The sequence below is a fragment of the Lentilactobacillus parafarraginis DSM 18390 = JCM 14109 genome, assembly GCF_001435895.1.
GTDB lineage: Bacteria > Bacillota > Bacilli > Lactobacillales > Lactobacillaceae > Lentilactobacillus > Lentilactobacillus parafarraginis.
The window spans coordinates 1-13,711 of the sequence record NZ_AZFZ01000065.1; the positions used below are offsets into that span (position 1 = coordinate 1).

At 45.3% G+C, this 13,711-nt stretch carries 10 protein-coding genes; 3 read left to right on the top strand and 7 right to left on the bottom strand.

What is annotated here, in order from left to right; translation table 11 throughout:
• Positions 1-192 precede the first annotated feature (192 nt).
• The 3 genes from FD47_RS12035 to FD47_RS12045 are packed head-to-tail and all read right to left on the bottom strand — an operon-like array spanning position 193 to position 2,765.
• Positions 193-834, bottom strand: a complete 642-nt coding sequence (locus FD47_RS12035) for an NAD(P)H-binding protein (RefSeq protein WP_054736144.1) — start codon at positions 832-834, stop codon at positions 193-195.
• Between the two features lie 21 nt (positions 835-855).
• Positions 856-1,893 carry an alcohol dehydrogenase catalytic domain-containing protein gene (locus FD47_RS12040; protein ID WP_054736142.1) on the bottom strand — a complete coding sequence of 346 codons (1,038 nt, stop codon included), beginning with the start codon at positions 1,891-1,893 and terminating at the stop codon, positions 856-858.
• 11 nt (positions 1,894-1,904) lie between these two features.
• Entirely contained in the window at positions 1,905-2,765 is an 861-nt protein-coding gene (locus FD47_RS12045; RefSeq protein ID WP_054736140.1) for an aldo/keto reductase, read from the bottom strand.
• 144 nt (positions 2,766-2,909) lie between these two features.
• On the opposite strand from FD47_RS12045, the gene FD47_RS12050 reads away from it, so the two are divergent.
• Positions 2,910-3,788 (top strand): LysR family transcriptional regulator, encoded by an 879-nt coding sequence (locus FD47_RS12050; RefSeq protein WP_054736138.1) that lies wholly within the window; start codon positions 2,910-2,912, stop codon positions 3,786-3,788.
• 188 nt (positions 3,789-3,976) lie between these two features.
• Here the strand turns inward: FD47_RS12050 and gndA are convergent, their stop codons facing one another.
• The gene (gene gndA / locus FD47_RS12055; RefSeq protein WP_056980730.1) at positions 3,977-5,410 is read right to left on the bottom strand and encodes an NADP-dependent phosphogluconate dehydrogenase; all 1,434 of its coding nucleotides are present in this window, start codon (positions 5,408-5,410) and stop codon (positions 3,977-3,979) included.
• Positions 5,411-5,917: 507 nt separating this feature from the next.
• Positions 5,918-7,393 (bottom strand): glucose-6-phosphate dehydrogenase, encoded by a 1,476-nt coding sequence (gene zwf, locus FD47_RS12060; protein WP_056980731.1) that lies wholly within the window; start codon positions 7,391-7,393, stop codon positions 5,918-5,920.
• A gap of 270 nt (positions 7,394-7,663) precedes the next feature.
• Here zwf and FD47_RS12065 point away from each other — a divergent pair, with 270 nt between their 5' ends.
• Entirely contained in the window at positions 7,664-8,425 is a 762-nt protein-coding gene (locus tag FD47_RS12065) for an Ig-like domain-containing protein (RefSeq protein ID WP_054736136.1), read from the top strand.
• 151 nt (positions 8,426-8,576) lie between these two features.
• Positions 8,577-9,782: an MDR family MFS transporter gene (locus FD47_RS12070; protein WP_056980732.1), complete on the top strand. Its 1,206-nt coding sequence runs from the start codon at positions 8,577-8,579 to the stop codon at positions 9,780-9,782.
• A gap of 149 nt (positions 9,783-9,931) precedes the next feature.
• On the opposite strand, the gene nrdI is transcribed toward FD47_RS12070, so the two are convergent.
• Together nrdI and FD47_RS12080 are read right to left on the bottom strand one after the other, a co-directional pair.
• Complete coding sequence (nrdI, locus tag FD47_RS12075; RefSeq protein WP_040537762.1) at positions 9,932-10,381, bottom strand: class Ib ribonucleoside-diphosphate reductase assembly flavoprotein NrdI; 450 nt, start codon at positions 10,379-10,381, stop codon at positions 9,932-9,934.
• Between the two features lie 85 nt (positions 10,382-10,466).
• Positions 10,467-13,595 carry a YfhO family protein gene (locus tag FD47_RS12080; protein WP_056980733.1) on the bottom strand — a complete coding sequence of 1,043 codons (3,129 nt, stop codon included), beginning with the start codon at positions 13,593-13,595 and terminating at the stop codon, positions 10,467-10,469.
• Positions 13,596-13,711 lie beyond the last annotated feature (116 nt).

Below are 13,711 nucleotides of genomic sequence, written 5' to 3' on the forward strand. Positions count from 1 at the left end.
CTGAAATAAAGTTTTCAGACGGACCCTAGTAGAGCTATACAAAACTGGTCGGTAGAAACTCGGTTGTTAACCGGGCTTACACCGACCAGTTTTGATTTTTCTGATTCAATTTTGGCAACTTAAATGAGTCGTAGATTTGTTATAAACGCCATTGAGGTGCCAATGACTCATTGCGTTTCCGGGTTACTTTCGCTAATAGAAACTCGGCTTTGACCACTCCGTGTTGGGTTCACCGATCCCCAAGCTTTCCCGGTGATAATCTAACTTACCGACTAAGAGGTCGGCGGCAAACTTAGCAACCGCTTCCCGGGAGATTTGGGCACTCTTAAACGGTTCGCCCTTCTTGGTAACTGTGACTTTGTCCTTGGCCGGGTCGTTATAGAGCCAGGTAGTTCGCAGGATGACGTAGTCTAAGTCGGAATTTTCAATTTCATTCACAACGTCAACGTAATTAGTCTTCCAAACAAGTCCGGTATGTTCGCGGTACCAGGCTTGGAACGGACCGGTAACTTCCTTGTAGACGTCTGGTATGGACATTGCGATGAAACGTTGGGTCCCACTATCATCTAACGCCTTAATGAGTGGTTTCATAATATCTGGGCTTGTAACAAGTGCAAGAAACACTGCGTCGGCACCAGCAAAGGCCCTCTTCAAGGCATCGGAATCCTTTAAGTCACCATCAACTAAACTCACCCGGTCACCCACAAACTTGCTTAATCGTTTGGCGGCGTTGTGGCCAAATAAAACAAGATCCGCGTCACTGTGGTCTAGTAAACTTTGGGCGGTTAATTGGCCTATTTGACCCGTTGCTGCTAAAACAACGATCTTTGTCATAAAATTCACCATCCTTACTGATTACTTAATGATTAATAACGATTTAATTGCTTCACGATTGCTCATTGCCTCATAGGCGTCTTCAATATGGTCAAGGTCAAAGGTTTTGGTAAAGACCTTTCCCGAATTAATTTTGCCATCAAGAACCGCTTGTAGCAGAATATCCTTGTCTGGTTTAGTAACTGAGGCAATCCCACCTCGCAGGCCAATGTTCTTCCAGAACATTTGGTTGGACTTGGGCTCGGTTTGCGGAACGCCAACCCGACCAATGATGGCACCAGGACGGGCAATTTGACCAGCCTGTTCAATGGCGCTGGCAGCTCCGACACATTCAAGAACCGCGTCGGCTCCGGCATTTTCTTTGGTTAAAGCTAAGACGTCTTTGACGGCTTGGTCACCCTTAGTTGAAACGATATCGGTGGCGCCAAATTGGCCTCCCAGTTTAGCCCGATCTTCGTGGTGACTCAACAAAATGATCTTTTCTGCGCCTAGTAACTGGGCACCAATGATCCCACAGAGGCCCACGGCACCATCGCCGATGACGGCCACGGTTGCGCCCGCTTTGATTTCGGCACTTTTAGCTGCGTGAAAGCCAGTTGCCATCACATCTGATAAGGTTTGCAGAGATGCGAGTTGACCGTCAGTGTAGTCTTTGGGTTTACCAGGAATCTTAACCAGGCCGGAGTCAGCTGGTTCATACTTCATAAATTCAGCTTGATAACCACCGTTGCCACCAGGCTTTTGGTTGAGACAGTTACCTTCGAATCCGTTTAAACAAGCAACACAATGACCACAACCATGGGTGAATGGCACAACGACAAAGTCACCGGGATGAAAGTTGTGCACATCGGGACTAACTTCTTCGATGACGCCAATTGCTTCATGACCTACCAGTGAATTAGCGGGTCGGTTCGTGATCCCTCGGTACCACCACAGGTCAGAGCCACAGACGCTGGCTCGGACAACGTGGATCAACGCTTGGTTGTCACCGTCAATTTGGGGCTTTGGTACATCCTGGATTTCAACTTGACCAGGTTTAATAAATACGGCTGCTTTCATTCATTTCCTCCTTAATTGCGCAATCCTTTCAAACTTTGACCAAAAATACTTTCAATGGCCGCAGGGTCACGGTGATCAAAGAATTGGCTTTCCTTCTTGTCGAGACTGCTCATGAGTTTCATGTCGTCATCATCGAGTTTAAAGTCAAAGACATCAAAATTTTCAGCCATGCGGGCCTTATGAACGGACTTTGGGATGACCACAATTCCTCGCTGCATCAACCAGCGCAAGATAACCTGGCCATTTGCTTTCCCGTACTTCTGCCCAATTTTGGCAATTGTCTCGTTAGTGAAAATATCGTGCTTGCCTTCCGCAAACGGGGCCCAGGCTTCAACTTGAATGTTTTGTTCTTTGGCAAATTCAACGGCATCATGTTCCTGGAACCATGGTGAAACCTCGATTTGATTCATAGCTGGCTTAACGTTTGACATCAATTCCAAGTTCATTAATTGGTCGGGGGCAAAGTTGGAGACGCCGATTGACTTAATTTTGCCAGCTTTCTGGGCTTCAATTAGCGCCCGCCAGGCACCAGCAATGTCGCCATAGGGTTGATGAAGCAAGTAAAGGTCGATATAGTCCAGACCCAGCTTGTTCAGGGAATCATCAATTCCTTGTTTTGCCTTCTTGTAGGTAAAATGATCTACCCATAACTTGGACGTCACAAAGATATCATCACGGTCAACCGGGCTATTATTGATTGCCTTGCCAACGGCTTCTTCGTTTGCGTAAGCAGCTGCGGTGTCAATCAACCGATAGCCGGTATCCAGCGCATCACTGACGGCTTCTTTAGCGACGTTTAAATCGGGAACCTGAAAGACGCCAAATCCAAGTTGGGGCATTTTATGACCATCATTTAAAGTTACGTATTGCATCATTAAAATCTCCTTGTTGTAAGTTGAAAAGTTACGTTGTCTATCCATCAACGACTCTTAGTATAACGTGAAGCGTCGTGGTAGAAAATTACCCGTTAAGTATGTTACTATACAGTTATTGCATAGTAGTGGGGAGGACTAAATGTGGTTGTTAATTTAGAATTATTGGCGGAACTGGTTACCTTTCAAAGGTACGGAACGCTCAGCGCAACCGCCGAGCATTTAATGATGACCCAGCCAACTGTCACCCGGGGGATGAAACGGCTCGAACAATCGTTGGGGGTTACCTTGTTTGATCGGCAGGTTAGCAACCGCATTAAGCTTAACGCAACGGGATTATTAGCCGCTAAAGAAGCCAAGAAGCTGCTCAAAGCGCAAAGTGACTTTACGGACAAAATTCTTAATTATGATCGGTTGAGAAATGAAATTGCGGTCGCGTCGGTTGCCCCTGGACCCACCGGCTTTCTAGAACAAATCAAAAATCAAATTAACGCTAAACTAGCCATTACCCACCAGACGATTAATCCCGATAAGGTGCTTGATGAACTACGAAATCTCAAAGAAAAGCTTATTTTTACCAATCAAGAGATTGTCGCGGATGACATTGAATCAATGTATTTAGGGATTGAATATTTGGGAGTCGGCATTGATAAATTTAATCCGCTGTCCCAGCGGAAACGGATTTCGTTTAGAGACCTAGAAGGATTAAGCTTCCTTGTTGTTCAAGATATTGGTCCCTGGCGCCAAGTTGTTGAGGATAGCATTCCCAATGCAACGTTTCTTTACCAGGAGAATCTAAGCGCCATGAGTAAAATTAGTCAGTATTCAAGTTTTCCGTTTTTCTTTTCGAATTTAAGTCAACGGATGCCCGCCACCGTTAATCGGTTTAATAACAGTAATCGCAATGCCGTCCAAATCACCGATCCGCGAAATCAGATGGAATTGTACGGCACTTACTTGAAAAGTGAGCGGCAAAATGTTCAGCCGATCCTCAAAGAAATTGTTAAAAGGTGGCCAAAATAATGGGGAAAAATGTCATCCAGGCAGCTCCGTGTCCCACGGTTTGGTAATCGATCAGAATCACGAGGTTGAAGTGATCGATATTTTGATCTTGACCCATTAACACGAAAAAGAACCGCCGATAATCCTCGTTTGGGAGATTATCGGCGGTTCCTGTTATATTAACGGATCAAACTGTTTGGTTCAGCAAATTATTGTTCTTCGTACCAAGTGTAGTGGAAGCTACCTGGGCGGTCAACACGTTCATAAGTGTGGGCACCAAAGTAATCACGCTGTGCTTGGAGCAAGTTTGCTGGAAGAACTTCTGAACGATATGAGTCGTAGTATGAAACAGCTGCGGCAAGTGATGGAACAGGAACACCGGCCTTAGTAGCCAATGCGACAACGTCACGAGCTGATTCTTGGTACTTCTTGGCGATATCAGTGAAGTATGGGTCAAGCAGTAAGTTTTGAAGAGCAGGGTTCTTGTCGTAAGCATCGGTGATGTTTTGAAGGAAGCGAGCCCGGATAATGCAGCCGGCACGCCAGATCTTAGCCATTTCACCTAACTTAATGTTCCATTCGTATTGGTCTGAAGCGGCTTTCAATTGGTCAAAGCCTTGAGCGTAACTCATAACTTTACCGAAGTAGAGGGCTTCACGAACCTTTTCAACGATTTCCTTCTTGTCGAAGTCAACTTTGCCTTCTGGCTTAGGAAGAACTTTCGAAGCGGCAACCCGATCCTTCTTGAACATTGAAATGAATCGTGCGTAAACGGCTTCGGTAATCACTGATTGATCGATACCAATTTCAAGGGCATCTTGTGAGCTCCACTTACCAGTTCCTTTGTTGGCACCACGGTCAAGGATCATGTCAACGATTGGCTTACTCTTGTCGTCGCCAAGGTCATCTTTATGAGTCAAAATGTCGGCGGTGATTTCGATTAAGTAACTGTCAAGTTCACCCTTGTTCCAGTCTTTGTAGATGTCAGCTAATTCATCAACTGAGTAGCCGGCAAGGTTACGTAAAATGTTGTAGCTTTCGTCGATTAACTCTTCATCACCATATTCAATCCCGTTGTGGACCATCTTGACATAGTGACCAGCACCGTTAGGGCCGATGTAAGTAACACATGGTTCGCCGTCGGCCGGAGCCTTGGCAGCGATTTGCTTAAGAATTGGTTCAACCAAGTCGTAAGCTTCCTTTTGGCCACCGGGCATCAGTGATGGGCCTTGAAGGGCACCTAATTCACCACCGGAAACCCCCATGCCGATAAAGTTGATTCCTGACTTATCAAGACGCGCATTGCGGGCCATGGTATCGTGGAAGTTTGTGTTACCACCATCAATAAGGACATCGCCCTTATCAAGTAATGGCAACAATTCATCGATAACGGCGTCGGTTGGCTTACCAGCTTTAACCATCATGACGATCCGACGAGGGGTTTCAAGTGACTTAACGAAATCCTCAATTGAATAACTTGGAACGAGTTTCTTGTCTCCGTGATCCTTCATAACTTCTTCGGTCTTGGCGCCGGTCCGGTTGAAGATGCCAACCGTGTAACCGCGGCTTTCAATGTTAAGGGCAAGGTTTTTACCCATAACGGCCATTCCAACAACACCGATGTTTGCTTTTTGATCAGACATTTAAAAACCATCCTTTTCTATTAAGAATTAGTACCTTGCTACACAGATAGTTTACCATTGCACAAGCAGAAAGTGAAATAAAAGTTCTTTAGAATAGGCAATTCAGAAAATTAAATTGGTAGTTTGTGAAAAACAACTGGTAGTTTCTGCCAATCGTTTTTCATGTTTAAATTGCCAGAAAAAAATCAGTGGTGATGAAGTGCCGGCATCATGGGATAACGAACGATTGTAAAAAGTGAGTGAAGAAAAGCGGCTCAAAAAAGTCGTGGTAATTATTTTCAAAATTCAAAGTTAATTCTTAAGAAATCTTAATAATAAGAATTTGCTTTGAAAATAATCTTCATGACTGCGCTTTTAAGTGCTCGGGGACAACTATTCAAGGAATGTCGACGATTGTGATGCTGGTCATTTCAGAATTGAATTGCAAAAATTGAAAATGAAAAGGGCGGTGATGCAGGATCTTAGTCCTGTAACAACGCCCTTCTCAAAGAATTCAATTAATGTTGATTACTGGTTTAATTTATAAACCCATTCTCTGTGATCCCGAGCTAATAACTCATCAGCTGAAACGGGACCCATGGAACCTGGGATGTAATTAGGGAACATCGGTTGTTGAATATCCCAAACCCGTCTGATTTGGTCAACGAATTTCCACGCACTGGCAACTTCTGGCCAGCTGGCAAAGTTAGTACCGTCACCCTTCAAAACATCATGAATCAAACGTTCGTAAGGTTGTGGCGTTTCCTTTGTCCGCTTGGAATCTTCGAGGAACTTCAGTGAAACGGGTTCAGTATGGAAGCCTTGCTCGCTGTTCTTTGCGTTAACCGTCAATGAGAAGCCTTGGTTTGGCTCAATAAAGATGGTTAAAACGTTGGCAGTTAATGGCGCACTGCCGCTTTGTGGAAAGGCAAAGATGTCAACCAGCGGCTTCTTGAAGACAACGTCCACGCGGGTGAACTTGTCAGCAAGCTTCTTACCGGTTCTGATATAGAACGGTGTGCCTGACCAACGGTAGTTATCAAACATTAACTTACCGGCAACAAAGGTTTCGGTGTTTGAATCCTTTGGAACCCCGTCTTCTTGGCGGTATTCTTTGCCATTACCCATGGCAGCGTATTGGCCGCGAACGAAGTTGCTGGAAGCTTCGGCAACGTTATAAACCCGAAGGCTCCGCAATGCCTTAACTTTTTCAGCCCGAATGTCGGTATCCTTGAATGCAACCGGTTGCTCCATCGCAAGTAAGCTGACAATCTGCATAATATGATTTTGAACCATGTCACGCAAAGCACCGGAGTTATCGTAGTAACCGGCCCGTTCCTCAACACCAAGCTTTTCGGCAAGGGTGACCTGAACGTTATCAATGTAACGGTTATTCCAGAGAGCTTCGAAGATGGTGTTACCGAAACGAATGGCTTCGATATTCTGGATCATTTCCTTACCTAAGTAATGGTCAATCCGGAAAATTTGATTTTCGTCAAACGCAGCGCTTAATTCATTATTAAGTTCGCTGGCTGATTCAAAGTCACGACCGAATGGCTTTTCAATAACCAGACGGTTGAAGCCATCACTAGATAACAGATTTTGATTTTTAATGTTCTTAGCAACGGTTCCAAAGAAGTTAGGGGCCATTGAAATATAGAAGACCCGGTTTCCTTGTAACTCGTACTTTTTATCAAGTTCTTCAATCTTAGATTTTAAAACAGCGTAGTGGGCTAAATCAGTTACATCATGGGTGACAAAGTAGAAGTGGCTTGCAAAATTTGCAATGAGCTTCTTGTCACTGGATTCTTTGGCAACGGACTTTTCGACCATCTCTCTAAACTTTGCATCATCGACTTTATAACGTGATGAGCCAATTACAGCAAAATGATCACGAATGTTTCCCTTTTGGTAAAGCTTGAACATAGCGGGGTATAATTTCCGAATGGCTAAGTCCCCAGTTCCACCAAACAGCATGATCAATGAACGTCTTTCAGTTGGCAAATTGTTCACTCCTATCAATTAACTAAGCAAATTTGATATATCTTGTCTATACCAGTTCGCTAACATTATATAACACAACTCCGAACAACAAAAGGGAATAACCAATGTAAATGATAAAAATTTACACGCCCTATTTTTTCATAATGAAAATAATTTACAACGTATCTGATTTATTAAGAAACCTCTAAATACAAGTTGGAAATACGGACAATTGACCCCAATCGATTATAATGTAGTTTGCAAATTAAACATTAGGGAGTCGTAAGCATAATGAAGAAATTTAAGTTTATCGCGTTTATTGCCGTTCTTGCCTCATTGTTCATTGGGGTTAGCTTCAAGGCATCCGCCAGTTCCCCCTCGCTTTCCGTGAATAACGTTTACACAACGTCATCTTCCGTGACTGGGACCGCAACGAAGGGTGTATCGATCATCGTTCGGAATGCCAGCAAGAAAACAATTGCCTCTTCAACCGCTGATAGCCAAACCGGCAAGTTCAGCGTTGACCTGCACACTAATTTGAAGGCTAACCAGAAGCTTTATGTTTATGCCCGCAAGTCATCCACATCGTACTTCTACCGAATTGTGAACGTTAAGACGCCGACAACAAGCAAGGCCACAACGTCCTCAAGTAGTTCGAAGACGACCACGAGTTCCGCAACAGCAAGCAACAGTTCCAAATCAAGCAGTAAGATTTCAATTAACGAACCAACCGGTAAGTGGTATTCAGGTAACAACAATGGTTACCGGGTTGTGACAACCTTTAGTCAATCAACTGGTTTGAACCAGGCTTTGTATAAGAATGGAAAATTCCAGAAGAAGCTGATTAACTACGCAACTTATAAGGTAACAACTTATAGTAAGACTTTCTGGGGAATTACCTATCGCCAACGCGGCCAGAAAACTTACCAACGATTCTACTTACGATTTACTGATAACAACCACTTCATTTTGGTAAACAAGGCGAATAAAGCCGTTAAGGTGAAATTTGGTGTTGCCCCTTACCATTATTACAAATTTGTATTGGTTAAGTAATGCGAATTCACTTAACAATTGATTAAAGGTCGGGCTTTTGGTGCCCCGGCCTTTTTTCTATTGGCTAAATTATTTTTGGCTTCAATTGCGGTTATCCTAGTAGGTGTGAGAGAATAGTAGCGGTAATGAAATTTGAGAGGGGAGGGGTAGCTTGTTTAAACAACGACAAGAAATTCGCTTTAGTTCAGTTATTTTATATGCATTGATTTTAAATGCCGGCGCGGCGTTCATGTGGCCGCTCGTTACGGTATATATGCATAACTATCTACACAAATCACTCACGATGGCCGGAATGACAATTTTGGCAATGTCAGTGTTTATGATGATTGGTAATTATTTGGGGGGCTATCTGTTTGATCGGTGGTCGCCCTATAAAACGGCCATTATTAGTGTGCTGATATCCACATCCGGGATTGTTCTGTTAATCTTCTTTCACGGGTGGCCGATGTTTTCGATCTTGCTATTATTCGTTGGTTTGGGCGATGGTGCCTGCATGACATTAACGAACTCCTACGCGGCCGGCATTAGATCCCGGACAACGCGGACTATTTTCAACGTGCTGTATATCGGTCAAAATTTAGGGATTGTGATCGGAACGTTAATGGTTGGTTTTCTGTTGTCATACGGAATCACGGTGGTGTTCATCGTTGCTGCCATTTTCTACGCGACACTGGTGGTGATTACCCTGATTGATTTCAATGTGGTGGTTGAACGGCGAGCCCCTGGAAAGCAAATTCAGCGCGGTGCACCCCGGGAAACCAACGTTGGCACAATGATTCTTGCCATCTGTGGCGTTGTCCTTGGACTCTATCTGTCATACGCCCTATGGGAAAGCGTGATCTCGGTTCATATGACCAGCCTGCACATTCCGTTTGAAAAATACAGCCTTCTGTGGACGTTAAATGGGCTGATGATCGTGTTTGGCCAGCCATTTGTGAACCGAATTGGCGGCCGTTTTAAGATGAGTACCCAAACATATGTCGGGGCGGTAATCTTTGCCCTATCATTTGTTGGTCTGATCTTTGCTAGACAATACTATGCGTTCGTGCTGGTCATGATTGTGACAACGATTGGAGAAATGATTGGGTTTCCGGGAATCCCTGCCTGGATTGACAGCCTATCGTCACCCCAGGAACGGGGGAAATTTCAAGGAATGTATAACCTGTTTATGTCGCTGGGGCGCGCGTTAGGACCGTTACTCGGCGGTGTTTTCCTGGACTTTGCGCCATACGGGGTTCTGTTTTCGTTTGCCGCTGGGATTATTATTTTCTTCCTGGTGATCCTGATGATCATGAATCAACGGCGAAAAATTATGCTGCGGCAATTGAGTAAAGAGTCAACAAGTAATATTGAATAACGAATCAATGAAAAATGCCCGCTGATCAGCGATTGTGAACTGATCAGCGGGCGTTTTTAGTTTGACTATTTTTGGGATGGGGGCTTTTTGTTGCCAATGAGCCTCCAGATTGACAGTTTAGAACGGCGGCGATGGTAATGCCGATTCCATTAACCTGCCGCTAACAATTTGTAAATTCGTTCAACGTCCCTACCAGTTCCCCGCAGTTCGTAATCTGCTAAGAACGGCACATTGAAGCGGGATGCATAGCGCTTGGCGGTCAGGCAATACTGTTCGTTAAAGTTACGGTTGCCGCTGCCCACAATCCCGTGACACAGATCGGCATTGTGCTCATAGCCAATGTATTCTCCCATGGTATTGGTCATGAGTTCCTTAACCCCGTTATCAATCCCGTTACCGCCATCAAGGTAAGTCGGAACGAAGACAAAGTACGGCTGGGTTTCGTTCTCGAAGTCGGATTGGTCGCTAATTTCTTTACTTTCTACCAGCGGATTGGTTGCATCTTGATCGTGCATGCCAACCGCGTACTTCGTTAAATCTTTGACGAAGGAACGGGTATTTCCTTCGATTGAAATGAATAGTATTTTGATAGGTGTCACAGCCATCCTCCTTATATAATGCCGGCTTAATGAATCATCCGAAAACAATCAGTTAATCATACTGTAATCATTTTCAGGAAACTAATCAAGCTTGTTTTTTAGCACTTGGTGTGCTTCTGGTTCTTTGATGATTTGGGGTGTGCGTCCGTTGCCGAATGGGCGATCTCATGAAAATCGTGATCACTAACGCTGCCAGAAGAATGAGCCAGCTGATAAGCGAGATGAGCTTACTGATGCCCAGTCCTGGCGTAGTGTAAGTGAACTGCAACTGATGGGTGCCAGCTGGCAGCTTTGCGCCAACAAATCCTTGATTGACCACAAAAGTATTCGTTGGTTTATGATCAATTGTCAGCTTCCAACCCTTCGAGTATGGAATGGAGGTAACCAACGTTGCCGAACGGGGATTATGAGATTGACCGGATACCCGGTTATCTGACACTTTCAAATTATTGAGGCCGCTCTTCTTCAATTTTTGAATTTGGTTATCGTAGGATTTATTAAACGGCATGGCAACCAACTTTACAGACTTGAAGCGGATATTCTTGACTTGATTAAAGTCCAGCGCGATGTGCTTGCGGGCCTTCGTTGAGTATCCCAAGTTGAGCACCATATTATTGATCTGGCGATAATTTGATAAGTTGTCGTTATCGTATTGCGCGTAGCCGTTGTGAAAGCCGGTCGCACGAGCGTCAAAGTTATATCCCCCAAACGTTGGGCTTAACAGGCTATGACGAGCGGTGTCCAACTTGCCCAGATGAGAATAGAGGGTGTTGGCAAACAAGTTCTTGTTGACCGCCCAGCGATTATGGTCGGCGATTGAGCCGTCAGTTTGTTTGATTCCGGACAGAACTAAGTACAGTTCAGCATTCTTGGTCTGTTGCGGCTTATCAACTTTTAGCTGGTATTGAAGCGGCTTGCCGGTCACGTCAGTGGTCATCTTTTTCAGCGACTGGCGGTTTTCGTATTCGTTATTAGCCAAAATCATGCGGTTGGTTGCCAGCAGGTCCTTGGTCTTTTGAAGATTGGCGCCAAGGCTGACTTGTGCATGAGGCTGGGAAACAATCTTTCTCTGATCCTTGTCGCCCAACACGCCAAGGCGGTAGGCCGTCAGCTTCTTGCCAGAATCAATGAACGATGAGGTATCGACTTGAACCTGGTACTTCAAGTTGCGACTTTGTTTGGTGACCTTTGAAGGCGCAGTGTTGTGCTGGCTGTTTACCACTGCAGCCTGCGTCATTGCCCGCTCCCGGTCAACCGGGCTCATCTTATCATAGGTGCCAGTTGAGATTGTATTGGACTGCGTATAGGCCAGCGGCAGCGCGTTATTGCTTTCGTAGAGAACCGTTCCGTTCATGTTTTCAATATCGGGAACCGCGTTAACCCGGGCCTTTGCCTCAAAGACGCGGGGCTGCCCGTTTGCTAACTTAACCAAATGATACCCGTAAGGTACCATTGGCGGCTTGGTGGTGTTGGCTTTAGCAAAGATATACTTGACGCCAAGCAAGTTGTTAAAAGCGGTCCGGTAGTCTCCTTGAGCGATTGGTGTATTCATCGAAAACTGGCTGTTACCGATGGAACGAGAAAAGTTTCCCAGATAGCCGTTCTGCAGGGTCAAATAAACCGACGTGTTGTTGATGCCAGTATTGATTGAGAGGTCGGTATTGGTGTTGGTATAGTTGGCCAGGTTCTGCAAGTGCGCGTTGTAGTGATAACGCGGCGCCATTGAGGTTCGAAAGAAGCCCGGCTGGGATTTGACATACTGGTCCGCGCCGCTGTAATAATCTTTGCTAAACCGAGTGGCCAATCCGCGGTTGAGTTGTTGAATGGCCATATTACTGGCATTTGGACTGTAAATCCCCACGATATTTGAGGCAATATTGAGCATGAAGATGCCAAGAATTAAGCCAATTCGAGTCGCTGGCCGCCATTTGAAGGCAAACACCGCTAAGATCGCGATTACCGTGAGAAATAGGAAGCCATAGGAAACGGCGTCGTGGGCCTTGAGATTTAAAATGAAGCCGTTGGTAATCCAGACCAGGGTGATTAGCGCGATAGCCGCGCCCACGAGCCACATAACGTCCTGCTTGGTTAGATCGTCCAAGTGGTCAATTAAGGCCATTGTGGCCAGGCCGAAGATAAGGTTGGCCAGAAGGAACCAGCGATTGGATGGCGTTGACAAGGCGTTCATGATGGCGCCAAAGGCGGGGATGAGAATCCCGATGAAGGCGAGAATGAGGCCAATGTTTTGCCAAAAGTAAGTTTTGAAATGCCGGAGGGTGTAGACAACCCCCAGAAATGAAATGCCTGAGATACCAATGACCAGCCAAAAGTTCATTGCCCGGCCGGTAGTGAGAATTGAACTGGGCATTTTCAGGTAGTACTCGGGGGCAAAGAAGGTCATCCCGTTGGCAAATGCCTGGTTAATTCGCGTTGACTTGGTGGCAAACAGCGCGGTTGGCAGGAAGACTAGCGCCGACATTCCCAGCCCCAGGACGACCGAACCGGCCATTTTGGCAATGGATCGCCAAAAGTAAAAGTCAGTGGCCTTTCGCCGGCTAAGCATGCGGATAACAACGTAGACGAATGACCCGATTGCCAGAATCCAGGCGAAGTAGAAGTTAGCGAATAGTGTCAGGAAGACGGCCACAGCCAGTGGGATCCAGGATTTGTTGAGCATGATCCGATCAATACCGTAGCAAAGCAGCGGGAAAAAGATCAATGGCAGAATAAAGAATGGGTGGTGCAATCCGGTTGACAGGGCGTATCCGTTAAAGGCATAGGCAAGAGCGCCGATGATCCGACTAATTTTTTTGAATTTATACGTTGAAGTGTACAGCATGAATGCCAACCCGGAGGCGTACATTCGAAGATAGACTAAAAACGCGAAGCCTAATTCAATATGGCTTTTTGGAAATAGAATAATTAAGTAGTTAAACAGATCCCCGATCACGTAGTAGGACAGGTTTGTAAGTTGATCAGATCCCAGGCTGATGTTCCAAGCCCAGTGAGTGAACCCGTGACTTGGGTCTGACAAGAATTCGGCAATCATGTGCCGCAGCTGAACCAGAATCGGGTAGTGCTGGGCAAAGCCATCCAGTTCCCAAATCATGGAGCGGCCGGTCATCCATAAGCAACCGGCAATGACGCCGATTAAGAGAATAAATAACACCGTGTATGTAAGCCAGGCCGGTGTCTTTCGCCATAGCTTTGTCAAAATAGAGCCTCCTTATGTTTCGATTGGTTCTTAAATAATTTAAGGATTACGCACTCCCCATTATAGCAAAAATCTCAAAAATCAAAGAGACTGACGACAAAACTTAAGGTTTGCGT

What these genes read in the sequence shown, in the direction of transcription:
- FD47_RS12065 (WP_054736136.1), top strand. Translation starts at nt 7,664, where the DNA reads ATGAAGAAATTTAAGTTTATCGCGTTTATTGCCGTTCTTGCCTCATTG.
- gndA (WP_056980730.1), bottom strand. Translation starts at nt 5,410, where the DNA reads ATGTCTGATCAAAAAGCAAACATCGGTGTTGTTGGAATGGCCGTTATG.
- FD47_RS12035 (WP_054736144.1), bottom strand. Translation starts at nt 834, where the DNA reads ATGACAAAGATCGTTGTTTTAGCAGCAACGGGTCAAATAGGCCAATTA.
- FD47_RS12040 (WP_054736142.1), bottom strand. Translation starts at nt 1,893, where the DNA reads ATGAAAGCAGCCGTATTTATTAAACCTGGTCAAGTTGAAATCCAGGAT.
- FD47_RS12045 (WP_054736140.1), bottom strand. Translation starts at nt 2,765, where the DNA reads ATGCAATACGTAACTTTAAATGATGGTCATAAAATGCCCCAACTTGGA.